15 protein-coding genes, 1 other RNA gene and 2 pseudogenes are annotated in these 24,889 nt (G+C 61.4%); 13 read left to right on the forward strand and 5 right to left on the reverse strand.

The window, feature by feature from the left end; translation table 11 throughout:
- Positions 1–6: 6 nt before the first annotated feature.
- From ftsX to smpB, 3 genes are all read left to right on the forward strand, one after another.
- Entirely contained in the window at positions 7–921 is a 915-nt protein-coding gene (gene ftsX, locus HWX48_RS09410) for a permease-like cell division protein FtsX (protein WP_175956928.1), read from the forward strand.
- A gap of 58 nt (positions 922–979) precedes the next feature.
- On the forward strand, positions 980–2,311 hold the full coding sequence (locus HWX48_RS09415; RefSeq protein ID WP_175956929.1) for a M23 family metallopeptidase: 1,332 nt from the start codon (positions 980–982) through the stop codon (positions 2,309–2,311).
- 76 nt (positions 2,312–2,387) lie between these two features.
- Positions 2,388–2,915 carry an SsrA-binding protein SmpB gene (gene smpB, locus HWX48_RS09420; RefSeq protein ID WP_175956935.1) on the forward strand — a complete coding sequence of 176 codons (528 nt, stop codon included), beginning with the start codon at positions 2,388–2,390 and terminating at the stop codon, positions 2,913–2,915.
- A gap of 1,657 nt (positions 2,916–4,572) precedes the next feature.
- Here the strand turns inward: smpB and HWX48_RS09425 are convergent.
- Positions 4,573–4,824: a hypothetical protein gene (locus HWX48_RS09425; protein ID WP_175956937.1), complete on the reverse strand. Its 252-nt coding sequence runs from the start codon at positions 4,822–4,824 to the stop codon at positions 4,573–4,575.
- 191 nt (positions 4,825–5,015) lie between these two features.
- Here HWX48_RS09425 and HWX48_RS09430 point away from each other — a divergent pair, with 191 nt between their 5' ends.
- The 8 genes from HWX48_RS09430 (at position 5,016) to HWX48_RS09465 (ending at position 16,023) form a co-directional block, all read left to right on the forward strand.
- The gene (locus tag HWX48_RS09430; protein WP_254873055.1) at positions 5,016–6,947 is read left to right on the forward strand and encodes a cytochrome c biogenesis protein CcdA; all 1,932 of its coding nucleotides are present in this window, start codon (positions 5,016–5,018) and stop codon (positions 6,945–6,947) included.
- Between the two features lie 98 nt (positions 6,948–7,045).
- A complete protein-coding gene (locus HWX48_RS09435; RefSeq protein WP_175956939.1) occupies positions 7,046–7,609 on the forward strand; it encodes a sigma-70 family RNA polymerase sigma factor in 564 nt (187 codons plus the stop codon).
- Positions 7,606–8,562 (forward strand): anti-sigma factor, encoded by a 957-nt coding sequence (locus HWX48_RS09440; protein WP_175956941.1) that lies wholly within the window; start codon positions 7,606–7,608, stop codon positions 8,560–8,562. The genes HWX48_RS09435 and HWX48_RS09440 overlap by 4 nt, the downstream gene beginning before the upstream one ends.
- Before the next feature lie 34 nt (positions 8,563–8,596).
- Positions 8,597–10,456 (forward strand): cytochrome c biogenesis protein CcdA, encoded by a 1,860-nt coding sequence (locus HWX48_RS09445; RefSeq protein ID WP_254873056.1) that lies wholly within the window; start codon positions 8,597–8,599, stop codon positions 10,454–10,456.
- Between the two features lie 220 nt (positions 10,457–10,676).
- Positions 10,677–12,479 (forward strand): DUF262 domain-containing protein, encoded by a 1,803-nt coding sequence (locus HWX48_RS09450; RefSeq protein WP_175956943.1) that lies wholly within the window; start codon positions 10,677–10,679, stop codon positions 12,477–12,479.
- 15 nt (positions 12,480–12,494) lie between these two features.
- Positions 12,495–15,044: a DUF262 domain-containing protein gene (locus tag HWX48_RS09455; RefSeq protein ID WP_175956945.1), complete on the forward strand. Its 2,550-nt coding sequence runs from the start codon at positions 12,495–12,497 to the stop codon at positions 15,042–15,044.
- A 105-nt stretch (positions 15,045–15,149) separates the two neighbouring features.
- Positions 15,150–15,526, forward strand: a transfer-messenger RNA (tmRNA) gene (gene ssrA / locus HWX48_RS09460).
- Between the two features lie 56 nt (positions 15,527–15,582).
- Entirely contained in the window at positions 15,583–16,023 is a 441-nt protein-coding gene (locus HWX48_RS09465) for a hypothetical protein (protein WP_175956947.1), read from the forward strand.
- Positions 16,024–16,122: 99 nt separating this feature from the next.
- Here the strand turns inward: HWX48_RS09465 and HWX48_RS11430 are convergent.
- From HWX48_RS11430 to HWX48_RS09485, 4 genes and pseudogenes are all read right to left on the reverse strand, one after another.
- Positions 16,123–16,467 (reverse strand): annotated as a pseudogene (locus tag HWX48_RS11430) (recombinase family protein); the annotation flags it as partial.
- A 202-nt stretch (positions 16,468–16,669) separates the two neighbouring features.
- Entirely contained in the window at positions 16,670–17,098 is a 429-nt protein-coding gene (locus HWX48_RS11435) for a DDE-type integrase/transposase/recombinase (RefSeq protein WP_368483993.1), read from the reverse strand.
- Between the two features lie 930 nt (positions 17,099–18,028).
- On the reverse strand, positions 18,029–19,408 hold the full coding sequence (locus HWX48_RS09480; RefSeq protein ID WP_175956951.1) for an MFS transporter: 1,380 nt from the start codon (positions 19,406–19,408) through the stop codon (positions 18,029–18,031).
- Between the two features lie 40 nt (positions 19,409–19,448).
- Positions 19,449–22,508, reverse strand: a complete 3,060-nt coding sequence (locus tag HWX48_RS09485; protein ID WP_175956953.1) for a glycoside hydrolase family 2 TIM barrel-domain containing protein — start codon at positions 22,506–22,508, stop codon at positions 19,449–19,451.
- A 198-nt stretch (positions 22,509–22,706) separates the two neighbouring features.
- Here HWX48_RS09485 and HWX48_RS09490 point away from each other — a divergent pair, with 198 nt between their 5' ends.
- Together HWX48_RS09490 and HWX48_RS09495 are read left to right on the forward strand one after the other, a co-directional pair.
- Positions 22,707–23,735: a LacI family DNA-binding transcriptional regulator gene (locus tag HWX48_RS09490; protein ID WP_175956955.1), complete on the forward strand. Its 1,029-nt coding sequence runs from the start codon at positions 22,707–22,709 to the stop codon at positions 23,733–23,735.
- Positions 23,736–24,004: 269 nt separating this feature from the next.
- Positions 24,005–24,867: pseudogene (locus HWX48_RS09495) on the forward strand (IS3-like element ISPfr10 family transposase); the annotation flags it as partial.
- Between the last annotated feature and the right edge of the window lie 22 nt (positions 24,868–24,889).

Genomic DNA, 24,889 nt, shown 5'->3' on the forward strand with positions numbered 1-24,889 from the left:
CAGACCATGAAATTGCGCTTCATCCTCGCTGAGGTCGGCAAAGGCCTATCCCGCAACCGCGCCATGTCCGTGGCCGTCATTATCGTCACCTTCGTCTCGCTGCTCTTCGTAGGCGTCGCAGGCCTGGCACAAATGCAGGTCGGCCGCATGAAAACCGAGTGGTACGACAAGATCGAAGTCTCGATCTACATGTGCGCCATCAACGACAAAAACCCCGACTGCAACAACCAGGAAGCCACCGAGCAGCAGATTGCCGCCGTCAGGGAGCGCCTGAACTCCGCTGAAATGACCCCCTACGTCAAGGAAATCTACGAAGAGTCCAAAGAAGAGGCCTACGCCAACTTCGAAAAACTCTTCGGCGAATCCTCCTTCGGACGCTGGACCACCGCAGACATGCTGCAATTCTCCTTCCGCGTCAAACTGGTCGACCCCGAGCAATACACCATTATCAACGAGGAGTTCTCCGGCGTATCTGGCGTCTCCGAAGTCAAAGACCAACGCCAAATCGTCGAACCCCTCTTCCAGGTGATCGACAAAGCCAAACTCCTCTCCCTCGGCCTCGCCGGCGTCATGACCATCGCAGCGATCCTGCTCATCACGACAACAATCCGCCTGTCAGCCATGAGCCGCGAACGCGAAACCTCCATCATGCGACTCGTCGGCGCCTCCAGCCTATTCATCCAAGCGCCCTTCATGATCGAAGGCGCCCTCGCCGCAGTCACCGGCGCACTCCTCGCAGTGGGCGCCCTCTTCGCCGGAGTGAAGTTCCTCGTCGCAGACTGGATCGCCCCCGCCTTCCCATGGACAACCTTCATTGGCATGGCCGAAGTGTGGATCATGGCCCCGGTCCTCATCGCTGCGGCGGTGCTCCTCGCCCTCGTCGCATCCGCCTTCTCCCTCGCGAAGTACACCAAGATCTAAGGTCCCCACGCGCTTACCCCAGCACCGCAGGCACGCAGGACGGAAAGGAGCAGCACCGATGACCGCCACTACTCCCCCCACTAAGGACGAGGCCACCGCCCTCGCCCCCCTGCGCTCCACGGCAGCCACCCGCTCCTGGCGCCGCAGCCTCCTTGCTGCGCTCTACGCCCTTGGCCTCGTCGTGCCGCTGACCATCTTGCCCGCATGGGCTGAGGACGACCGCGACTCCGTCGCACGCGCCCAAGAAGAATCCGCCAACCGCGTCGAAGAAATCAAACACGACATGGAAGGCATCGACTCCACCCTCGCTCAGGTCTACCTTGAACTTGACTCCCTGCGTGCCCAGATCCCCGTTGCAGAAAACGAACTCTCGCAGGCGCAAGATCGCTACGACGCGGCCAACCGCACCCACCAGGCCGCCCTCGGCCAACTCGAAACCGCGACAGCGGAAAAAACCCGAATCGACACCGAAATCGCAGAAGCCGAAGAACTCCACGACCAGGCGCGCCTAGCTATCGGGGAACTCGCCCGCGAAATGTACCGCGGGGGAGCGCCCTCGCCCGTCATGCTCGCCATGAGCGCCGAAGGCAGCCAAGGCATCGCTGAACGCGCCGCCGCCGCAGAAGCACTCGCACGCTCACAAAGCACCGCGATCTCCTCGGCCCTCAATATCCAAGAACGCCAACGCAACCAAGCCACCCGCCAGCAGGCCATCACCGAACGCATCAGCGACCTCGAAAGTAAAGCCCGCAGCGCCGCAGAGGAAGCCGAAACCTCCCAACGTCAGGCAGAAGCGAAAGTCAAGGAGCTCACCGAGCTCAAGAAGAACGCCGACGCCAAGCAAGTGCAATGGGAAGCTAAAAAGCAAGAAGCCGCCAAGCAGCTCGACAAGTGGCAGGCCGAATACGATGCCATGAGCGCCAAACTCGCCAAAATCGACGAAGAAAACCGCGCTCAACAGCGTATCTACTCCACGCCAACAGGCGGAGCCAGCGGCTTCTACTCGCCCCTGCGCATCCCCCTCATCATGACCTCGCCCTTCGGATGGCGCCACCACCCCGTCCTTGGCACCAGCCGATTCCACAACGGCACTGACTTTGCCGCCAACTGTGGCACCCCCATCTATCCCAGTGCCCCCGGGGTTGTCTCGGCGGTGACCTTTGAAGAAGCTGGTGGCAATGTCGTTTACGTTAATCATGGTCTGATGAACGGGTCATCGTGGATGAGTGCCTACGTTCATATGGAAGGCACCAATGTGTATCCCGGCCAGTCCGTCGGCCTCGACTCAGTCCTCGGCTGGGTGGGAACCACAGGGTATTCCACGGGCTGCCACCTGCATTTGTCCTTCATGCAAAATGGCGCTGACGTTGACCCGATGGATTTCCTGTAGGAGAATCGGGCAGTTAGTGTCGTGAGCCTCCCGAGTACGCGGAGGCGTAGAAAGTCACCCGGAAGGAGGCGAACCCATGCCCAAGGAGTGGAAGAAACCCAAGCCCACCGAGGCAGAAAAACGCAAAGCAGAAGCCGACGCGCACAGAACCATTGCCCGTAATAAGAAGGCACTGCACGACTACCTCATTGAGGACAAGTGGGAGGCCGGTATCGTCCTTTCCGGTACCGAAGTGAAGGCGCTACGCATGGGGCGCGCCTCCCTGGTTGACGCCTGGGTTGAAGTCAAGGACGGCGAAGCCTGGCTCTACGGCGCCAATATCCCCATGTACGCCCAGGGCTCCTGGAACAACCACGCACCCACGCGCAAGCGAAAGCTCCTCCTACACAAGGACCAGATCCTGCGCCTGGAACAGAAAGTGGCGGCCAAGGGCTACACCATCGTGCCCCTGGAGCTCTACTTCATTGGCGGACGCGCCAAGGTCGAGATTGCCCTGGCAAAAGGTAAGCAGGAGTGGGATAAGCGTCAGGCTCTGCGGGAAGCCCAAGATAAGCGTGAGGCAGAGCGCGCCATGCGGGCGTATGCTCGGCGTGCACGGGGCTAGGTTGCCTCACTGAGGTCGGTGGGGCGGCGTATGTTGGCGGCGCTCAGGGCTGGCCCTGTGTCCGACCTGCTTCGCGATGGGTATGGCTGGGCGTAATTGGTATGGTTTGGCGCTGTTGGTATGGGGTATGCCGTCTACCAATGGCGATGATCCGTACCATTGGTGCTGAACCGTACCAATAGTGCTGATCCGTACCAGCGGCGAGGGGGTGTGGCCGTTAGGGGGTGGTTATGCCCAATCGCCTTCGCTTCGCTTCGGCTCCTGTTCTCGGCTGTGTTGCGAGTGTCAGCCTTGCCTGCCCCAGTGTCAGCCTTGCCTTGCGATGGGTATGCCTGGGCGCAATTGGTATGGTTTGGCGCTGTTGGTATGGGGCATGCCATCTACCAAAGGTGCTGATCCGTACCAATGGAGCTGGGGCGTACCAATGGTGATGGGGTGTGGCCGCAGGCAGGGGATCTTGGAGAGGTTTCTACCTGCCTGGGCAGTAGTTCTGCCTGGGGTTGTGGACACGGGGGTTGTGGACACTGGGGTCGCTCGTGCCCTTTCGCCTTCGCTTCGGCCCTTATGCCCAACCTCGCTGCAAGCGTCAGCACTTTCTGTCCTGGTGTCCGCCTTGCCTTGCGATGGGTATGGCTGGGCGTAATTGGTATGGTTTGGCGCTGTTGGTTTGGGGCATGCCATCTGCCAAAGGTGCTGATCCGTACCAATGGAGCTGGGGTGTACCAATGGTGATGGGGTGTGGCCGTTAGGGGTTGGTTATGCCCAATCGCCTTCGCTTCGTTTCGGCCCTTATGCCCAACCTCGCTGCAAGCGTCAGCACTTTCTGTCCTGGTGTCCGCCTTGCCTTGCGATGGGTATGGCTGGGCGTAATTGGTATGGTTTGGCGCTGTTGGTTTGGGGCATGCCATCTGCCAAAGGTGCTGATCCGTACCAATGGAGCTGGGGCGTACCAATGGTGATGGGGTGTGGCCGTTAGGGGTTGGTTATGCCCAATCGCCTTCGCTTCGTTTCGGCCCTTATGCCCAACCTCGCTGCAAGCGTCAGCACTTTCTGTCCTGGTGTCCGCCTTGCCTTGCGATGGGTATGGCTGGGCGTAATTGGTATGGTTTGGCGCTGTTGGTATGGGGTATGCCGTCTACCAATGGCGCTGAAACGTACCAGCGGCGAAGGGGGCGTGGCCGTTAGGGGGTGGTTATGCCCAATCGCCTTCGCTGTGCTTCGGCTCCCATGCCCCGCTGCGTTGCAGGTGTCAGCCTTGCCTGCCCCAGTCTGTGCCCTGCTTCGCGATGGGTATGGCTGGGCGTAATTGGTATGTCTGGGCGCTGTTGGTATGGGGTATGCCTCGTACCAATGGCGATGATCCGTACCAATGGTGCTGGGGTGTACCAGTGGCTTTGGGCTGGGCCGGTGGTATGGGTATGGATGAGAACTATGGGTGTGCCTGGGCGCAATTGGTATGGGGCATGCCGTCTACCAATGGCGCTGATCCGTACCAATGGCGCTGGGGTGTACCAAAGGCGTTGGGGCGTACCAATGGCGCTGATCCGTACCAAAGGCGTTGGGGCGTACCAATAGTGGTGGGGCGCTCCGTCTGGAACGCCCCACCACTAGAGGAGGAAATCAATGCGACACAAGGAAAACGGAAGCAGGGAAAACCTCAGTTTCCACCCGACATCATGGAGTCAGACATCATTCCGTCGTGCATGTGGCCGTCCGACATCATGGAATCTTCCATCATCATGCCGTCGCTCATGGTCTCATCCGACATCTTGTCGTCCATCATCATGGAATCGGACATCATGGCGTCCTCAGACATCATCTTGTCTGCGGGAGCCTCGGAAGAGCAGGCGGCCAGACCAATGGTGGCAATAACAACGGCGGAAGCAGCGGCAATCTTACGGATGTTCATGAAAACTCCTTCAGTAAAGGGATCGGGGCATCCACAGCCTCGGATGCGCTCACATGTGAAGATTCGCCGCAGAGCAGCAAAAGGATTGCCACACGTCCAGTGAGCTATGTCACCCCTGTTTTTCTCGAAGCCGCGCAAACTTCACCGGGGAGGGCGCCGAACTAGGGGCAAATATCAATGAAAGGAACCCCATGACCTCCCTCGTCCTTATTGGACTGCTCGGCGGCTTCATTACGGGCATCTCACCCTGCATATTGCCTGTCCTCCCAGTCATCTTCTTCTCTGGCGGCGCCCAGAGTAGCCGCGTCACAGCAGGAAACATCCAGTCAAAATCTGGCTTCGGCAGCGCCATCCCCGGCATAGGCGGGCCGGGCCTCGCAGCAGGCACACTCGGCGGTCAGACCCTCGGCAACACAGTCGGGACAGGCACCACAGGCACCACAGGCACCACAAGCACGACAGACACCACGGGCAACGCAGTCGACAGTATCGGTGCCACCGTCACACCTAACGCAGCCACAGCTGAAGCAACAGCCCCCGCCGTCTCACGCTGGCGCCCCTACCTGGTGGTTGCCGGCCTAGTCCTGAGCTTCACCGTCTTCACCCTGCTGGGCTCCACACTGCTGTCGCTACTGGGCCTACCCCAAGACATTATTCGCTGGGCGGGCATCATCCTGCTGGCCGTCATCGGCATCGGCATGCTCATCCCCCAGGTCATGGAGGTCCTTGAGCGCCCCTTCCAACGCTTCGGCCGCTCCAGCGGAAAGCGCCCCGACAATGGCTTCCTCCTCGGCATCGTCCTAGGTGCCGCCTACGTACCCTGCGCGGGCCCCGTCCTCGCCGCAGTATCCGTCGCCGGAACCACCGGAGAAATCGGCGCCGACACCGTCGCCCTCGCCCTGTCCTTCGCCATCGGAACCGGCATCCCTCTGCTCTTCTTCGCCCTCGCAGGCCGAGGCGTCGTCGAACGCATCTCCGCATTCCGAACCCGCCAGCGCCTCATCCGCACCATCGCCGGTGTCTCCATGATCGCCCTCTCCCTCGGCCTCGTCTTCGACATCCCCGCTGTCGTGCAGCGCGCACTGCCGGACTGGACCGCAGGCCTCCATGAACACACCAACCAGCTTCTTCACGGCAACGAGCGCCGCGGCGCCGGAGCCGACGCGAGCGCAACCCCGGATGCGCCCGACGGCACCAGCTGCGTTGACGGCGCAGGAACCCTCGGCGACTGCGGCCCCTTCGCCGCCATTGAAGGCACCGTCGCATGGCTCAACACCCCCAACGAACAGGCACTTACCACAGCCGACCTCGACGGCAAGGTCGTCCTCGTCGACTTCTGGGCCTACTCCTGCATCAACTGCCAGCGCTCCATCCCGAGCATCCAAAAACTCCACGAAACATACAAGGACGCCGGTCTGACCATCATCGGCGTGCACTCGCCCGAATACGCCTTCGAACGCGAAGTCGACAATGTTCGCGCGGCCACCGCCGACTTTGGCCTGACCTACCCGATCGCCGTCGACTCCGACCTCGTCACCTGGCGCAACTTTGACAACCACTACTGGCCCGCCCACTACCTGCGCGACGCCAAGGGCACCCTACGCCAGTTCTCCTACGGCGAGGGCGGCGATGCCACCACCGAACGCCACATCCGCACCCTGCTGCGCGAAGCCAACCCCACCGTGGAACTGCCCGACCCGATCTTTACCACGGACGACCCCACCACCAGCGGTTCCCGCACCCCCGAAACCTACCTGGGTTATGGGCGCGCCAAGTACTTCGCAGGCGGACCCCTCGCCAAGGGGGCAGCCACCTTCGGTTTCCCACCCAACCAGCCCGCAGACTCCTTCTCCCTCGAAGGAGCATGGACCGTTGAGGCTCAGCACATTACGCCCACCGCCGGTGAAGCGAAACTGCGCCTCAAGTACCACGGCAAACAGGTGAACCTCGTCCTTTCCGGGGAAGGGGCTATCACGACCACGCTGAATGGCCAGACCCGAACCCACACGATCAGTGGCGTTCCCAACGCCCTGGAACTTGTGGCCACCGATACGACCCAGGAAGGAACGATCGACATTACAGTCTCGCCCGGTGTGCAGCTGTATTCCTTCACCTTCGGGTGAGGGTTGAATCGGCCACGTATTCGAATACGCTCGCGCCGGGCGTGATCTTCCTCCCCCAAGCCATTTTGGAGTGGGGGAGGAAGAAACCATCTTCTACGATGACAGGTGTGAATTGTGCCCAGACCATTACCGAAGCTGAGATGCTCAGCCGGATCTCGCGTGGGGATCAAGAGGCTTTCGCCTACCTTTACGACGCGTGGTCGGGGCGAATGTATGCCCTTATTGTGCAGATCCTTGTTGACCGGGCTCAAAGCGAAGAGGTGCTCCAAGAGGTCTTTTTGGAGATCTGGCAGCGCGCCCCGCAATTTGATGCTGATAAGGGCAGTGGCCGGGCGTGGATGGTTACCATTGCCCGTCGCCGCGCCATTGACCGCGTGCGTTCTTCGCAGCGGGCGCGCGAGCGGGAAAACTCTTGGACGAACTATCTGCCCGATATTGATAGCACGTTGGCGCAGGTCGAGGAGCGTCTTGCTGGCGCTGAGGTTCACGAGGCTTTGGCCGCCATTGGTGAGCCCCATAAGACCGCCGTTGCGTTGGCGTACTTTACCGGCATGACTCACGTGGAGATCGCTGAATATCAAGGCGTGCCCGTGGGTACCGCGAAGACTCGAATCCGTGATGGAATTAAGAAACTACGAACTGTGATGGGGGTGGAACAATGACTCACGAGGTAGACCCCTTCGACGACACTGAGGTCGGCGCCCTCCTCGGGGCCTCGCTGCCTCCCGTTGAGCCTCCCGCGCATGTGCGCGCCCAGATTCTCGAGGCCATCGCCCGCACTCCTCAGGTGGAGGGCGCTGGGCAGGTGCAGGGCGCTGGGCAGGTGCAGATAAGCGAACAGTCCGCGCCAATGGGGGAACAGCCCGCGCCAATGGGTGAACAGCTCAGCGCGCCTGCGCTTTCAACTCTGCCTCAGTCGGCACCCTCACCCGCCACCGCTCAGGTGCACCCCCTTCCCGCGACTGTCGGCGCGGGAGCCTCGTCGGCCCCAATTGACGAGGCCGACGCCCAGATCCTCCCCTTGCGGCGAGCCTTCTCCGCACGCCGCATCCTGAGCGGCGTTGTGCGCGTGGCGGCGGCCTTCGCGCTGCTGGCTGCGGGCGTGGGGATTGGGCGGTGGAGCGCCATGGACTCGATGGATTCGACCATGAGCTACGCCAAGCTCAACCAGATGCAGGACGTGGCGCGCATTGAGCACACCATGGCTGACGGGCACGTTGCGACGCTGACCTGGTCTGCTGACATGGAGATGACCGCGCTGACATTACCTTCGCAGATGGAAGCGCCGGTTGGCCACACTCTGCAGGTGTGGAAGCGCATGAATGGCGTGGTGATGCCTGCGGGAACCTACGCGCCCGATCGCGGTGCGGTGTTCTCTTTCATTGACGCGATGCCTGAGCCGGGTCTGGAGGTTTTTATTACCCTCGAACCCGCGGGGGGTTCGGCTCAGCCGACGTCTAAGCCTCTGGTGGTGCTTCGGGTCTCTGAGCAGGCGATGCCGGAAACCGCGACGGACGGAGTTGAGCAGGGGGACGCTCCGGGGGACGCGAGGCGAACCCTGCCGGTGGTCCCGCATGGGTCTGACGTTTCGGCAACCCCAGCAGTTCACATCTGACGTGCGCTAGCACCTCAGTATTAAGGATTAGTCTGTGTTCTCACTTGTGTTGATTGGTCTTTTGGGCGGCTTTATTACGGGTATTTCGCCGTGTATTCTGCCCGTTTTGCCGGTGATTTTCTTTTCTGGTGGCGCTCAGAGTAGTCGCTTCCAGGTGGCGGGTTCTTTGGGGACGTCCGGGCAGGGATCGGGCTCGCAGGGGATCTCCATCACGGGCCTGCCCGGCGTGGTTGGTAGCCAGGCGCCCGCAGGCGAGGCAGTTGCGGTGCGTCCGGTGTCCCGCTGGCGTCCCTACCTGGTGGTTGCTGGCCTGGTTGTCAGCTTCACCTTCTTTACGCTGCTGGGCTCGACCCTGCTGTCCCTGCTGGGGCTTCCTCAAGATTTCATCCGCTGGGCGGGCATTGTGCTGCTGACCCTGATTGGCGTGGGCATGCTGATTCCGCAGGTCATGGAGTGGATGGAAAAGCCTTTCCAACGTTTTGGCGGCTCTTCGGGCAAGCGCCCCGCTAATGGTTTCATGCTCGGCCTGGTGCTGGGCGCCGCCTACGTGCCTTGCGCTGGCCCAGTGCTGGCTGCCGTTTCGGTTGCTGGTTCGACCGGCAATATTGGTGCTGAAACCGTGGCCCTGGCGTTGTCTTTTGCCGTGGGCACGGCCCTGCCGCTACTCTTCTTCGCCCTGGCTGGCCGCCGCGTGACGGAACGTATTGCCGCCTTCCGCACTCGTCAGCGCCTGATCCGTAGCATTGCTGGCGTGACGATGCTTGGCCTGGCTGTGGGCTTGGTCTTTAATGTGCCCGCCGTCCTTCAGCGCGTCCTGCCTGACTGGACGGGCTCCTTGCAGTCCCAGGTGAATACTTGGCTGCATGGTGAGGAGGGCACCGGCGAGTCCTGCGTGGATGGTGCTCCAGCCCTCGGCGAGTGCGGCCCTATGAAGCCCCTGGAGGGTGCGGTCGCGTGGCTGAATACGCCGTCTTCTGCCCCCGCCGACACGATGGTCACCAGTGCCGGGGCGCCCGCGCGCGCCGTCCTCGTCGATTTTTGGGCGTACTCCTGCGTGAATTGTCAGCGCACGCTGCCCATCATCCAGCAGCTTCACGAGGTCTACGGGCCGCTGGGCTTGAGCGTGGTGGGCGTCCATTCGCCTGAGTACGCCTTCGAGAAGGAGACGCGCAATGTTGAGGCAGCGGTTGGCGAGTATGGCCTGACCTTCCCCGTCGCAGTTGACTCGAATCTGGCGGTGTGGACGGCCTACGACAACCACTACTGGCCCTCCTTGTACCTGGGGGATGCGAAGGGCCAGAACCGTTACTTTAAGTACGGTGATGGTGGCAAGGGCCTGCTGGAGGCGCATATTCGCACGCTCCTGCGTGAGGCTGATCCTTCCTTGACGCTGCCGGAACCCTTGTTTGCTTCGGAGGAGGAAGAGGCCGGGCCGCGCACCACGCACACTGTGTTGGGTAGCGAGGGCGGACGAGGCTTCGTCGATGGCGCCTTGAGTGCGGGAGCGCAAGAGTACGCTTTGCCTGCTGAGCAGAGTGTTGACACCTTCGCCCTGTCGGGTTCGTGGGAGGTCGATGCGCGTTCGATGAAGGCCGCCGCCGATGGAGCGATTGTGCGAGTGTCCTACTACGGGACGCATGTCACCCTCTTGACCTCTGGCGAGGGGACCGTGACCTTGCGAGGCGTTGACGGTGCTGCCGCGGGTGAGGAGAGCACGGTCCCGTTGAATGGCGCCCAAACCCCGGTGCAGCTCGCCGCCCATGAGCAGGCTGAACGTGGCGTTGTTGAGCTCGTTGTGCCTGCTGGCGTGAGCCTGCATGAGCTTGAGATCCTGGGCAATGTGTGTGGCTCGGGCCGCTGCGGCGGTGAGGGCCCCGCCTGGGCGCAGTTCTAGATCGGGCTGAGGGGGAGGGTGTCATAAGCCTCCCTGCCTGAGCTTTTCCGCGAGTGGTCGCTTGTATGCGACCACTCGCGGTGTTTTGGGTGGGGTGTGGGGGAGGAGGCGGGTACCTTTGATAGTGTTGAAATGTTTCTGAGTATTCTGTGGGTCTCGCGTGAGTCCTTCCGTGCGGGGAGGACGTCAAACAGAGACAAGGATCCAAAGGAAGCTGCACATGGCACGTATGGGGTCCCGGGTTGGCGCAATACCTGTGGGGGCACTGCAAGGAGAGTTCCTTATTCCTGCCTACCAACGCGGATACAGATGGACCTCACTAGAGGTCACGCAGCTCCTCAACGACATTGTTGAGCATCGTCGACACCGTGGACCTGAAGCCGTCTACTACCTTCAACCCATCGTCGTCAAGGCTCGTCATGCTCAACAAAGTGACATGCCGAATCGATCCCTCCTCTGCGGTATCGAGCGTGCGCCCCTGACGGTGGAGCCGAACCCCCTATGGGAGGTCATTGACGGGCAACAACGTCTCACAACGCTTTTCCTTATCCTCAAGTTCCTCACCCAATCCGGCCAAACCGGAAAACACGCAGAACCCGGTTTCACCCTGGATTACGAGACTCGCACGGCGTTGCGAGGCATCCTCGATAATCCTGAGTGCACACAGGAAGCGGCGAATATCGATGAAGAACATGTAATCGGGGCCTATTGCGCGATACGAAGGTGGTTTAGTGACCACAACAGCGCAGCTCCAGACGTTTTCGACGCCCTGGAGAACCAGGTGAGAATCATCTGGTACGAACTATCCGACGGTGCAGACCCTATTGCAGCGTTCCGGCGGCTGAATAGCGGGCGGATTCCTCTGACAGATGCCGAGCTACTCAAATCCCTGCTTTTGAGCACCATTGACGCCGCAGAAGAAGGCGGCCAAGCCTTGGCCTACCAGGTTGCCAGCGAATGGGATGCTCTTGAACAAGAACTCCGAGATCCAGCGAAGTGGGCATTCATTGCTGGCACGGAGACCACTCCCACTCGAATCAGCCGCATCTTCGAGCTTTTGGTCGACCTGAAAGCAGATAAGGGGCCTTCGTCGGCGGGGCATAGAGTTTTTGAAGGTCTGCGTCATCAAGTCAGCGGCGACTGGCGTCAATTCTGGAACGATGTGAGGTCCCTGCACGCAACACTTATGGGCTGGTACAACCATCCCGAGCTCTACCACTGGATTGGCTTCCTTCGCTTCTGCTCCAATCCAACCGACTGGACGCTACTCCTCACACAGGGCCGCGCCCGCAGTAAAACGGATTTTCGTCAGTGGGTGCGTGGACAAGTGCGCAAGACACTCGGCCTCACACCATCGAAACTGAGAGACCTTCACTACGGGGAAAAGTCCAAGGTTCAAGACGCACTGCTTCTGATGAACATCGAAGTGACCCGGAAGTCGCTAGCTGGAAGGGGGCGCTTTCCCTTCGAACTCTATATGGCAGGTAAGTGGAGCCTTGAGCACATCCATGCTCAGAACTCGGAAGAGCTGAGCAGTCACAACGCATGGCGAACATGGCTTGAGGACCATGTGGGGCTTCTCGAAATGGTAACGGCAGGACTCGGTGGAGCTGCCGCCAATCACACTATCCTTGGTGAAACCTTCGAAGAAGTGAAGGCTGTTCTTGAGAACACTGAGATCACTGAGGAAGACTTCGATAAGGCGTCGTCGGCACTTCTTGAGGGACTCCGCGCTTTCGGCCTGGCTGGGGAAGACACTGTCCACAGCATCGATAATCTTGCGCTGCTGACGAGGGAAGTCAATAGTGCATTGAGCAACAGCGTCTTCGGAGTAAAACGCTACAAGGTGTTGCGTCATGACCGTGACGGGACCTTCATTCCGCCGTGTACGCGTCATGTGTTTTTGAAGTACTACACGCGTGACGAGGCCGCAGCGCAGTCATACTTTTGGAGTGACACTGATCGTGCGGACTATTTCGCTGCCATTGAGGAAAGCCTGCGTGATTTCCTCAAGGAAGAATAGACGGGGGCTGAGTAAGTGGATAGTGAGTTTCTCACCCATCGCGCAGTGTCGGGGACTGCAACGAGCTACGCAGGCCTTTTTGCTGAACGAGGTATCACACGCATCAAGATTCCCCTGTTCCAGCGGGACTACGCCCAGGGGCGAGAGGATGCCTCGGGGAACGTTGAGGCTATTCGATCCTCATTTCTCCGCGCACTGCGCGAGGCTCTCACTCCTCATTCGCCAGCTTTCGGAATGGACTCCAGGACAGCGGACGCCCTCGACCTTGATTTCATTTACGGCACGATGGAAGAGGACGGCACTTTCCTCCCTCTGGACGGCCAGCAACGGCTCACAACACTATTCCTGCTCCACTGGTTCCTTGGCGTTCGTGCAGCAAGAGATCTCTCGCATGAGAACTGCCTGCACTTCACCTACGAAACCCGTTCAAGTTCGCGGGCCTTCTGTCAAGAACTTGTCAGGAGCGAAAACCTGCCGCCACAGAACACGCCAGCATTAGCAGACTGGATCCGCGACCAAGCGTGGTTCCGCTATGGGTGGGACGAAGACCCCACTATTTCCTCGATGCTCACCATGATTAAAGCCATCGAAGAAGAGTTTGACCCACCGGGAAGAACACTCGAAACTGACGAAGCAACGGCTCAGTGGGAACGCTTGACAGGGGATGGGGCGAAGGCGGTGACTTTCCACCTTCATATTGTTGACGACCTTCAAGACATTAACACCCTCTATATCACCATGAATGCTCGCGGGCGAGCACTCACCGACTTTGAGAACTTCAAAGGCCACCTGCTGGGCATGCTCCATCGCGTCAAGGAAGTGGAGGCTCAAAGAGTCGAGGAGTTCTCGCGCAGGATCGATACCACCTGGAGCAATATGTTCTGGCATTACGCAAGGGATGCGGAAAGCCTTGACCAGGCGCTCCTGAAATACTGCGTCTTTGTATTGAACAATGCGTATTGGAAGCGATTCAATGCCAGCCCTCCAGATGACGTATCCGCACTTATCGAGGACCTCTTCAAGGAGGATAGTCCTGGTCGGGCTCGCACCTTTGAAGAGCTCTTCTCTGCCTTTGAAATCTGGGAAGACAGGGGGAACCTCCCACAGGACGGGGTTGCGAGTGTCCAGGACAAGCCGCGCCAGGGTGGTACCATCTTCCGCTCTCCCCTGAGCGCAGGGCACCAGCTGAACCTCGCATCAGAAAAGGAAGGCCTGAATGGCCAACCTTCAGCCCTTCCCGTCGCTTTGTTCGACATGAGCAACGTGAAGAACGAGGGTGATCTACTTGCGGAGTTTCTTCGAGACAAGTCTCCGCACATCGACTTGCGGCTCTTGCTCTCAGCCCTCATCGAATACAGGACAGCAAACCCTGCCGTTCCTGCTCAGGAGGACGGCGCCGTCGGCCTCGTCGAACTGAGACGCCGGATGCGCACTCTTCGCAACCTTCTCCAAGCCTTGACGAACGAACTCCATGCGGACAAGTACGGCAAGCTTCTTGAAGAAACCACGCGCTTGATCTGCGAGGGCGCACTGCAAACGAGTGCGCGGACCGCGTTCAACACTCACCAACACGAAGAAGAGCGCGAGAAGCAGGCCTTTCTCTCCGCCCACCCAGCGTGTGAGGGCGCACTGTGTGACCTTGAGGATCACGAATGGCTCCGCGGCGGGCTACGCATGTTCAGCTTGAGCGAGGACCTGCCCAGACGCGCCGGAGCGTTCTATGAGGTTTTTTCTAGCGACACAATGCGTGCTGCCTTCGCTCAAGCGTGGCTTGCCACCGCCGACTACTCCCGCAGGGACAACGGAAAGGCCTTCCAGATCGCGCCGCTCAAAGGTGATGGTCGGTGGAGAAGGCTTCTGACTCAAGACAACCGCTCCGATAGGGCGGCGGCGCGGACGGCCTTCGAATCGGTGCTTGACGAGGTTGCCGCCGGAGTGAGTATCGACGATGTTGCGCGCAGACGGGTCGAGGAGTACCTCGAGAAGAGTCGGGCGGAGGGCTGCTACAGGTGGCCGTACTACTTGCTGGCCTATGACTGTATGCGTGACGGAGCCGCAGGAGTCTATCGAACTCCGCATGGTCACATGGGCTATGAGCTCAAGATGCTTGATCATGACAATCAAACAGTTGGGTACCGTGATCCCTACTTGGAAGCGATTGCGGAGAGCCTGCACAGTGCCGGGTACGAGGAGTACCTCGACGAGAGTCCCTATGAGCGTAAAGGCGGGTGGGAGCCTCGCTTTTTGCGCCTCAAGCGCTCGAAGATAGGGATTGCCAGTATTAATGGGGGAGTGCTGGTTGAGGTTGGTGATGCGCCGCGAAGCAGTGCAGTGATGGAGGTTCTGAAGAGCTTTCAGGGTGAGAAGCAGGCCGAGGGAGAGGGGTATCTGTTCCTCAGACTGGCGAAGGCTTGTGATTGTGATCGTGATGAGTGCACGCTGCATTGGGTTGAGAATAATGAAACGAAGTACGTTGACGGTGAAGATCGTATTGAGTGCGCCGTGACGTTTGTTAAGGCGCTCATTGCCGCTGGCTCAGAGGCACATGATGTGAGTGCGCGGTAACGTGGTGAGACCCCTATCTCTTGTGCGGGTGGGGCTGGCGGTGTACCCTTCTTATCCGGACAGTTTTGCGTGAGCGAAGCGGTCCGGATGAGTGAAAACTCAATAGGGGATGATCGGTTTCGACGACGGTCGTCGATCGAAGGGAAGCGGGCCGAGGATGTTCGCTCAACTCGTTAACGATGCGTTCGAACCAATAGGTGCCGAACAGAATCGCACCGACTACGTTCTCGCCGCCTGATATCGCCGCGTGAACCCTTAGTCCGTCAGCCCAGGTGGTGCTCCCAGCCTGGTGTCTGGCGTCGTTCTGGGAGCCACTGGTCGCGTGCCGTGTCGATGAGCACGCTTCAACACTTAGTCGACTGAGCCTACTGGCAGCAGGTCTGCATGACGTCAGGGGCTGAGAAATAAAACAGCAGACTGCGCCCGGAGAAGACTTCGGGGCCGGCCGTCGGACCGGGGTTCGATTCCCCGCATCTCCACCTGAGGGGGAAGTGTTGAACTCTCGCTTTCGAGCGTAGGTTCGCACTTCCCCCGTTCTATGCCCGCTGGTCAGCGCCTCTTCGAGGTCCTCGAACTCGATGGCTGCTGTGCTGTCGTGGAAGTACGAGGCGACGACGATCTGGTCTCGCCCGATGAACACCTTGTCCACGAAGTACTCGAAGAGCTGCTCGCGAGTCTCGGGCGTGTCGATGGTCGCCTGGGCGAAGCGCCGGTAGAACGCGCCAATGCTTGCCTCGTCCTCGAACAGGGTCGCCTTGACGTGCTCAGCCTGGATGGCGGCGTCAAGTTCATGCTTTTGCTCTTCCAGGGAACGCATGGCCTCGGCGGTGGTGTCGTTGAAAATGCCCTTGGAGATGGCCTTGACGAAGTTGGCGAGCTTGGCCTCCACGTCTGTCCGACGGGCTTCAAGTGCCTTGAGGATCTCGTCGCCGCGCCCGTGTGTCTGCTTGTAGTGGTCGGCGAGGTCCACAGCGAGTGAGGCGAGCATATCGGGCTCGGCGAGGAAAGATTCCACGATCTCCTCGACGCGTGCCTCGATCTCGTCCTTGCGCACCGTCTTCGCCGTGCACTGCTTCTTCCTCTGATTGAGGCAGTAGTAGTAGCGGTACTTCCGCCCGGTCTTCGAGGTGCCCGAGACGCCTTCCATCGGCCCGCCGCACGTGAGGCAGTAGGCGTGGCCAGTGAGCCAGTAGTCGGGAGCGTCGTCGCCTTGCGCCGCGAGCTCAGCCTTCGTCTTCGCGCCGCGACGCTTGTTGATCGCGAACCTGCGTTGCACCTCCTCAAACACGTCGTCCTCGACGAGGCGAGGCATACCGTCCTCAATGACATAGCCGCCATAGGAGTACTCGCCGATGTAGGCGCGGTTCTTCAGGATCTTGTTCAGATTCTTCGGCGTGAAGCGGTACCCGCGAGTGGTGCGCACGCCCTGCGCGTTGAGTGAACCGTCCTGGGTTTGGTTCCTAGGCGGTGCTCATTTGGTGGGTGTGGTGTTGGTAGTAGCGGTCTTCGGTTTCTTGGGGTGTGGCATAGCCCAGTTCGCTGTGCAGGCGGGTGTTGTTCCACCAGTTCACCCAGCATAGGGCCTGCTCATTCGACTTCGGTCAGTCCGGCCCCGTGCTAGGAAGCTAGGTCAACTCGCTCGCGCATAAGCCGTTGAGGGATTGGCTAGTGCGTTGTCGCAAGTATTCTCCTTCGGTGCCGTTAGGGGCATCCATTCCTGCTTCGACCAGGCGTTCATGGGTAGGCCGATGCAGACGTACTGGCTGCCGTGATCGCTGTGGTGGACCAATCCCTCGACACTGCCCTTTGGCAGTAGCGATAGCTTGTTCCAGGGCTTGCAGGGGTAGAGCCTCGGTATTGAGTGTGTTACTCACTGCCCAGCCAGCGATCTTGCGGCTGAAGGCATCTGTTACGAAGGCGGTGTAAACGAACCCGCTGCGGGTGCGAACGCACGTAATGTCGGCCACCCACAACTGGTTAGGGGCACTGCGTGCGAAGTGGCGTTCAACCAGATCTGGGCGTGTATCGGTCCCAGGAGCGCTCCAGATTGTCACCTACCCGGGGCAGACGCGACGCCCTCCTTGAGTCCGGCAAATCTCCCTCGACAGCCAGGCTCGGTATTGTTCGCGCCCCACGGCCTAGCCTTCGCGTTTGAGCGCATGCCACATCTAGCGCACCCCGTACACGTAAGTGTTCTCTCGGTGGATGCGCTCGATGACGGGGATCAAAGCGGCATCTCGCAAGCAGCGCCGCCAGGGCGTACGGTTCTTGGCCTTGCGATACCCTCGCACCCGTGATGAAGCCGCCTTGGCGGTGTTCGGATAGAACTTTGCAGATGCGTTCAACGCCGAACCTGGCCCGGCCCGCGTCGATGAAAGCGATCATTTCGGGTACCGGGGGTCGAGTTCTTTGGCGAAAAAAGCCGAGGCTGCCTTCAGGATCGCGCCGGCCTGGCGGAGCTGAGCGTTTTCTCGCCGCAGGCGGGCCACCTCGCACTCCTTGATGGGGCATGTTCAAGATCCTGTCTCAGGCTGGGATCGCGATACCAGCGGCGCATCGTCTCATACCCCACCCCGAGATTGACGCCCTTCCTCGCGTAGAACACTGGTAAGCCAGACTCTCTGCTCCGATGCCAGACGGTCGCTGACAAGACGAACAGCACGCGACTTGAACTCTGGGGCCAAACGCTTCGGCTGAGGCAAATCCTTTCAGGCTGACCACCGGAACCAAACCCAGGACGGTTCAATCCTCCCGCATCATCTTGAGGATTGCATCAATCCGCTCACGATCGTACTCAGCCCGGTCAGACTCAGTCATCAATGGCCCCCACTCGAAGGTCGATATCTTGACTTGTCCTCATGCTAACGCACCCTGACGCAGATACGAACTGTCTCACCAAGCCCACCCAGGCTCAAGCGGATGGCGGACCGCGATTACTCAGGACGACGTGCGCTGGCGGGCTTCGCGGGTACGACTCCGACCATCTATGGCGCCGCTGGCGACTTCCTCTCCCGCAAGGCCTCGTTGGCCTTGCCCACGTCCAGCTTCCACAGCAGGGCCAGGATGATGGCGTTGGCGATAGCGGGCACCCATAGGTACATGAAGTACAGCATGGAGATCACGCCGCTGGCCTGTTCGGTCGCATTGGCGACATATCCCGACGCCGCGAGGAGCCAGCCCGCCACGGCCGTGCCTAGGCCGCTACCTACCTTCACGCCCAACGATGTGCACGAGAACATGAGGCCGTCGATGCGCTTGCCAAACCGCAGAAAGGTGTTCTCTGAGGCCTCCGCGATCAACGCGTTCAGGGTCCCCTGAAGAGGGGCCATGCCCAAGGACGCGACACCGGAGAAGAACAACATCAGCGGGATGCTGCCCATGTAACCACCGACGACGACTCCCAGGCGTCCCAGAACCGCGATCCAATAGCCCACCAGGTTCACCCTGTACATGCCGCCGAAGCGGGCCACCAGCAGCGGGGTGAAGAGAAGCCCGACGATGAGTGGGATGTTGATGGCCCACGCGAAGCTGCCAAGAAGATTGGCGTCACCCAGGATGTAGGTCATGAAGTAGATGCCTATGTTGAGGGTGGCGGTGAACATCTGCGTCATGATGAAGATGATCAGGATGATCAGGTAGTACTTGTTGGCCATCAGCAGCTTGAGCGACTCGCCGAGCGGCACCTTGTCAGCTTCCCTGGCCTTCTCTTCGTCGGTGGTCTCCGCGAGCTCCTGCGGAGACAACTCACGCACCGACAGCACGGATACGGTATTGACCGCCAGCCCGAGCAGGGCGTAACAGATAGCCAGCGCCCTCCAGCCCTCCGCACCGCCACCCAACAGCTTCACGCCCTCCACCGTGACGGTCTGGATCATGAGACTGGTGCCGAAGGCGAACACGAACCGGATGGAGCCCATCTGGACCCGCTCTGCCGCGTTCTTCGTGATCAGCGCCGTCAAGGCCGAATAGGCGATGTTATTGGCCGTAAAGAACACCGAGTTGAGCAGCGTGTAGGCGATGAAGAACCACGCGTACTTCGCGGTATCCCCCATAGACGGCGGGATCGCGAAGATGGCGATCACCATGGCCGCGCAGCCGAAGAACGCCCACAGCATCCAGGGGCGAGCCTTGCCCATGCGCGTCTGCGTGCGGTCCAAGATGGCGCCGAAGATGATATCGGAGAAACCATCGAAGAACTTCGACAGCATCATCAGAGTACCGACGATACCGGCGTTCAGGCCGACGGTGTCGGTGAGATAGATCATGACGAAGGCCGACAGCAGGGCGTAGACGACATTACCCCCCACGTCGCCGGAGCCGTAACCCACCTTGTTGTACCACCGCAGGTACTTCTTCTCGTTCATTGTCACCTCGTTTGCGGAGTTGGAAGAGGCCGCATGACACTCAGCCGACGTTGGAGGGCACGAGCCTCATGGCCAGGGTCAGTTCGGAAGCGTCGACGCGGTACCGCTCCAAGAGTTCAGGCCCGCAACTGTTGGAGCCAATGCCCGCCATGGCTGCGTCAAGACACACAATGATGTTTCCGGATGGGACGAGGTCCACGTCGTGGGGCATCATCGTCAACGCCTCCTGGGTGTAGCGCGACGCGTTGAAAGAAAACGACGTGACGCTGGCCACCGACAGGGCCGCCCTCGGCCCCGCCACGTGGACATAGTCGCAGCTCGCGTGGCTGCCGTTCTCTTGCGGACGGATGTAGTTCACGAACAACTCGTCGACCGTGCGGGTATACAGGCCATGGCGGCACGAGCGGCGCTTGTCGACGTAGCTCTCCCCCGGACCCAGGCCGAAGTACGTCACCCGATCCATGTCCTCGGGGAGGAACAGGCGCAGGCCGAAGCGGGGCAACGGCGGAAAATCTGGGTCTCGCCGCGCTGTCAAGGCGACATCCAGGGTCCCTTCGCCGTCGACGCTCCACCGCGCGTCGACGAACATGACAGGCTGAATCGACGGCGCCACCATCGCCATGACCGCCTCAACGACGACCACGTCCCCCATACGCCTCGCGACGCAGGAGTAGGCGCGGGCGCTGGCCTGGTGATACCGGGCTCGCTGCCACTCGAGTTCGATGAACCGGTCGTTGTCGGTCGGCGCCCGCCAGATGTTGACCTCGGCGGTGCGCTCAAGGAGTTCGACGCCGCCAATGACCATGCTTGCAACCAACCCGGTGCGGGTGTCGAAGCGATAGGTAAACCCCTCGCCGCGCACCACGATCTGGGGCCCCTCGTTTTCGATGCGGGGCACATCGCCGACGCGCGCCGTGTCGAGCAGAGCGGCGGCCCTGCCATGACGCGGATCCGCCGTCGGCATCTGGATCTCGTCAAATCCGAGCACATGTCCCGCATCGAGCAGCGGCCGGGCCCGGCGGAGCCTGTAGGTCACGGTGAGGAAGCAGCGGCCGCGCGCGGGGATGTCGAGTTCCAGCGGCAGACGCACCGTCGAATGCGGCGGCACCGGGCCCGGCAGCTCCAGCGTTCCCTCCGCCACGTCCTCGCCGTCGAGGCTGAGGCAATATGACAGGTCGGCATAGTCGCGAAGGTCCGTGAAATCGAGCTGATTGCGCAGCGTCAGCACCCCGGCGTCGTAGCCCACGACGCGCGCCGGCCGCAGTACGTTGCCCAGTTCGAGCAGGCCCGGGTGAGGAATACGTTCCGGCGTCACCAGCCCGTCGACGCAGAAGTTCGCGTCGTGAATGGCCTCGCCGTGGTCTCCACCGTAGAGATAGATGGGGCGCCCGTCGGGCGTGGCTCCGTCCCGGACGGCGTGGTCGCACCATTCCCAGACGAAGCCTCCACACACCCGCTCGTCGGCGTCGATGAGGCTCCAATAATCTTCCAAGTCGCCGGGGCCGTTGCCCATGGCATGGCAATACTCGACGAGGATGAACGGCTTGTCCGGACCCGAGTCGAGGTACTCGCGCACCTCGTGAAGCCCGGGATACATGCGGCTGTAGAGGTCGATGGCGCTGTAGTCGTAGCGTCGGTCGCTCGAGCGATAGTAGGCCGACTCGTAATGGGTGACCCGAGTCGGATCGGCCCGTTTGATCCAGGCCAAGGTCGTCTCGAAGGTCACGCCGTAGGCGCATTCGTTGCCCGCCGACCAGGAGATGATGCACGGCCGGTTCTTCTCACGTTCGACGCAGAGCCGCACGCGGTCCAGCGTCGCCTCGGTCCAGTCCGGGTTGTCCGCGATGAGCTTGTTCCACTGCTCCACGACGTTGGGCCACGACTCGTCCTTGAGGTAGCGCAACTGGGTACCGTGGCTCTCGTTGTCGGCCTCGGACATGACGTAGAAGCCGTACTCGTCGCACAGTTGGTAGAACTGCGGGCAGTTTGGGTAGTGGGCCGAGCGGATGGCGTTGATGTTGTACCGCTTCATCATGCGCAGGTCGCGGCGAATGTGCTCGAGATCCACCACGGGTCCAGTCACGGGATCCGAGTCGTGACGGTTGACGCCGCGGATCTTGAATGGTACCCCGTTGAGCAGAAGAACGGCCCCATCGATACTCACCTCCCGCACACCCACACGTTCCCGGATCACCTCATGCGGGCATTCGATGGTGAGGGTGTAGAGGTATGGGTCCTCCGCCGTCCACATGTGCGGTTGGGGCACCTCTAGGACGGCGGCATGAGAGTAGGCCCCGCCGTCCGCGTCGGGAACGAGGTCACCGGTGGCGATCAGCGCCCCCGACGCGTCGGCGAGGGCTAGGCGGACCGGGACTTCCCCACCCCGGAAGGCGCCTCGGAAGCGCACCAACGCACCGGCATCCCCGGTTTCGGTGGTGATGGCGTAGTCGTAGAGGATGGCTGGGGGCCGCTTGAGGAGGAACACGTCGCGGAAGATGCCGCTGGTGCGGAACTTGTCCTGATCCTCCAGGTAGGTGCCGTCGCACCACTTGAGGACAAGGACGGCCAGCCGGTTGCCTCCCACCCGGACCTTATCCGTGACGTCGAATTCGCTCGTGGCGTGGGAGACCTGGCTGTAGCCAACGAAGGCGCCGTTGAGCCAGACGTAGAAGCAGGAGTCCACACCCTCGAAAGTGAGTGTGACGTTGGGCGCCTCGGGCGATGGCACGTAGTCGAAATCGGTGAGGTAAGCCCCGGCCGGGTTGTCCTGGGGAACATGCGGAGGATCGAGCGGGATGGGATAGCGAATGTTTGTGTACTGCTGCACGTCGTAGCCCTGGTACTGCCAGGCGCTGGGCACCGGCATGGGTTCGAATCCCGTGGCCGCGTAGCCCTCCGCCCAAAACTCGTCGGTCAGGTCGTGGACGCTTGCGACGTAGCAGAAGCGCCAGATGCCGTTCAAGAGCTGGAAGCGGTCCGAGGCCTCACGCTCTACCACGTCTCGAGGGTGGGCGCCCGAGTCCGGCACGTAGTAGGAGCGTGGCGGCAGGGTGTTGAGGTGAAGGACCGAGAGGTCCTCCCAGTAGCGGGGAACGAGCATCGTCGGCGTTCCTGTCTTGAGGGGACGGGATTTTGATGGCTACGTCGCCATTTTGTCCTTGCAAGAAGTCAATGTCAAGCATGTTTGAGCAGGCAAACCGTGCATCCACACTTATGATGACGTCGCCATAGTTGTACGCTCGCTCTCTCGACGCCGCGTGCCGCGTCGAGGCGAACCGCTCTGCGCTAGGGTTGCGGCATGGGTTCAGGACGCACCGGCCGTGAGGCGCCGTCAATCGCCGACGTCGCACGGCTCGCCGGCGTGTCCGAGCAGACCGTCTCACGGGTGTCCCGCGGCTCGGACAAGGTGCGCCCGGCCACCCGCGATCAGGTCCTACGGGCGATGAAGCAGCTCGGCTACGCGCCCAACCGGGCCGCCCGCGCGCTGCGCAGCGGCTCCTTCAACGTCATCGGCGTCCTGACTCAGACCATCCAGCGCACCGGCGAGTCGCACACCGCCAGCGGGGTGCTCGACGCCGCCAGCAGGCTGGGATATTCCGTCACCCTGGTGCAGGTGGCCCATCCCGAAACCGACGCCGTACATGAGGCGGTGCACCAACTCTCGAACCAGGCCATTGACGGGCTCATCATCGTGCAGTCGGGCCGCGCCACCCACACCCATCTTGGACTTCCGGCGGGCTTGCCGGTGGCCTCCTCGGACTCGGCCCTCGTCGGGTACTACCCCTCCGCTTCAGCGGACCAGATCCAGGGAGTGCGCGACGCGGTGGGCCACCTCCTAGCCCTTGGCCATCGCACCGTCCACCACGTCACCGGGCCGCATGACTCACAGTCGGCCATGGTCCGAATGGCGGCATGGTCGAGACGGCTGGAGGAAGAAGGCATCGCCGCTCCCCCGCCAGTGAGCGGAGGCTGGGAAGCAGGCGACGGGTACCGCGCGGGACTCGAGTTGGCGCGCGACCCCGAGGTAAGCGCCGTCTTCTGCGCCAACGATGAGGTGGCCCTCGGCCTCATCCGCGCCATGCACGAGAGCGGGCGACGAGTGCCCCAAGACGTCTCCGTCGTCGGCTTCGACGGGTTGCCACTGGCGGAGTACGCCTTCCCTCCTCTGACCACCGTCCGCCAAGACTTCCATCGCGCCGGCTCGGCGATGGTGGACCTCATCGTCGAACAATTGGAGGGCGGGCCGCGCGACGGGAGCCGACGGATCGTTATCCCCACGGAGTTGGTCGAGCGAGGCAGCACCGCTCCCTACGCCTTGCCGCGATGATTCGGCGGATGAATAGATAGATGACGGGCCTCTGGCCTTGAGGAGGTGGCGACGCGGGCGTTCTTTGATGGAGAATCCTCGGTCGAATCATTGCCCTGGGGAGTTCTTCGCGTGAGGAAACCCGCTGGCCGGAGTTCCTTCGACGAAGAACGCCGACAGTAGAGCCCCTTAGAGTGGTGTAGGGCCTGGGCTGCCCCCGTTTTTTAGGTCCGGTGGTTCTGGGAGTCGTCCTGTCGCCCGTGGTTGCGGGCAGGGAGACTGGTCAGATCATGTCGAACAGCAGGAAGCGTCACACCCCGGAGCAGGTCGTCCGCAAGCTCGGGCAGGCCGACAGGATGCTCGCCGACGGCAGCGACATCGCCGCGGTGTGTCGGGAGCTTGGGATATCCGAGCAGACGTATTACCGGTGGCGTAACCAGTACGGCGGACTGAAGGCCGACGACGCGAAGCGTCTCAGGGAGCTGGAGAAGCAGAACGCCACGCTCAAGCGGTTGCTGGCCGAAGCGGAGCTGGAGAAGGCCGCGCTCAAGGAGCTGGCCGAGGGAAACTTCTAGGCCCGGGCAGGCGCCGCGCCGCCGTCTCGCACCTGATCAGGACACTGCAGGTGAGCGAGCGGATGGCGTGCCGTCTGGCCGGGCTGAGCAGGTCCGCGTACCGTCGCCCGCTCAAGGGCGACACGGTCGCCGACCCTGATCGCGCGTTGCGAGACTGGCTGCGCGCGTGGGCGAAGAAGCATCCCCGCTACGGGTACCGGCGGGCGTATCACGACGCCCGGGGTGAGGGCTGGGCGGTGAACCACAAGAAGATCCAACGCCTCTGGCGAGCCGAAGGCCTCCGCGTCCCGCAGCGGCGACGCCGCAAGCGTGTCGGATCCTCGACCGTCGACGCCCCGGCGGCAGTCGCACCGAACCTCGTATGGGCGGTGGACTTCCAGTTCGACGCCGACGAGCGGGGCTGCCCGATCAAGATCTGCTCCATCGTCGACGAGCACACCCGCGAATGCATCGGCGGGCTCGTGGAGCGGTCGATCACCGCCGACCGGCTCACCGCCCACCTCGAAGAGCTCGTCGCCGTCCGCGGTGCACCGGGTGTGCTCCGCAGCGACAACGGGCCCGAGTTCATCAGCGACGCGACGGCGACGCCGCAATGGTGTC

The sequence above is a fragment of the Schaalia sp. Marseille-Q2122 genome (genome assembly GCF_903645355.1).
In the GTDB taxonomy this organism is placed as follows: Bacteria; Actinomycetota; Actinomycetes; order Actinomycetales; family Actinomycetaceae; genus Pauljensenia.

Coding starts and splice junctions, on each gene's coding strand:
- HWX48_RS09480 (WP_175956951.1), bottom strand. CDS start 19,408: ATGAACGAGAAGAAGTACCTGCGGTGGTACAACAAGGTGGGTTACGGC.
- HWX48_RS09465 (WP_175956947.1), top strand. CDS start 15,583: ATGCCCGCTGGTCAGCGCCTCTTCGAGGTCCTCGAACTCGATGGCTGC.
- smpB (WP_175956935.1), top strand. CDS start 2,388: ATGCCCAAGGAGTGGAAGAAACCCAAGCCCACCGAGGCAGAAAAACGC.
- HWX48_RS09430 (WP_254873055.1), top strand. CDS start 5,016: ATGACCTCCCTCGTCCTTATTGGACTGCTCGGCGGCTTCATTACGGGC.
- HWX48_RS09435 (WP_175956939.1), top strand. CDS start 7,046: ATGACAGGTGTGAATTGTGCCCAGACCATTACCGAAGCTGAGATGCTC.
- HWX48_RS09415 (WP_175956929.1), top strand. CDS start 980: ATGACCGCCACTACTCCCCCCACTAAGGACGAGGCCACCGCCCTCGCC.
- HWX48_RS09485 (WP_175956953.1), bottom strand. CDS start 22,508: ATGCTCGTTCCCCGCTACTGGGAGGACCTCTCGGTCCTTCACCTCAAC.
- HWX48_RS09490 (WP_175956955.1), top strand. CDS start 22,707: ATGGGTTCAGGACGCACCGGCCGTGAGGCGCCGTCAATCGCCGACGTC.
- ftsX (WP_175956928.1), top strand. CDS start 7: ATGAAATTGCGCTTCATCCTCGCTGAGGTCGGCAAAGGCCTATCCCGC.
- HWX48_RS09425 (WP_175956937.1), bottom strand. CDS start 4,824: ATGAACATCCGTAAGATTGCCGCTGCTTCCGCCGTTGTTATTGCCACC.
- HWX48_RS09450 (WP_175956943.1), top strand. CDS start 10,677: ATGGCACGTATGGGGTCCCGGGTTGGCGCAATACCTGTGGGGGCACTG.
- HWX48_RS09440 (WP_175956941.1), top strand. CDS start 7,606: ATGACTCACGAGGTAGACCCCTTCGACGACACTGAGGTCGGCGCCCTC.